The sequence below is a fragment of the Algibacter aquimarinus genome, assembly GCF_039543265.1.
In the GTDB taxonomy this organism is placed as follows: Bacteria; Bacteroidota; Bacteroidia; order Flavobacteriales; family Flavobacteriaceae; genus Algibacter_B; species Algibacter_B aquimarinus.
Map to the genome: position 1 here is coordinate 1 of NZ_BAABJK010000014.1, position 569 is coordinate 569.

The window sequence follows — 569 nt, forward strand, 5'->3', positions numbered from 1 at the left end:
TCTATAAAGACGGTATCTTAGAAGCAACTCTAGGTAATGTATTAAACTATCAAGTAACAGGGCTTACAGAAGCTACAACTTACAACTTTACCGTTACTGCTTTAGATGCAGATAATAATGAAAGTCCTATTAGTAATGCCCTATCCATTACAACTAACGTATTTTCAGCATGCGATACACCAATTGAAACTAACTTGAGTGATTTAGATTGGATTGCTGCTCAACAAGAATACCTAACCCCTGCAAGAAATACTAATATATCTGGAGGGCCTATGGTTATTAACGGGCAAACCTTTAACCATGGTATTGGATCACATGCGCAGTCGGAAATTGTTTATGATATTTCTGGCAGTAATTACCAAAACTTTAAAGCGTACATCGGGGTTGATGACTCGCAAGGAGCTAATACTAATGCAAGTATTCAATTTGAAGTCTATGGAGATGATATCCTATTATTTACTAGCCAAACGCTAACAGGGGCTGATGATGCACAATTTATTGATGTTGATATCAATGGTGTTAATCAACTTAAACTTGTTTTAGAAAAAGGAGCTAACAACCTAAATGAC

1 protein-coding gene is annotated in these 569 nt (G+C 36.0%); it reads left to right on the forward strand.

Going from position 1 to position 569, the window contains the following annotated elements; genetic code table 11:
* Window positions 1-569, forward strand: a 569-nt coding sequence (locus ABD939_RS15535) for an NPCBM/NEW2 domain-containing protein (RefSeq protein WP_345170482.1), incomplete at both ends; no start/stop codon positions are given.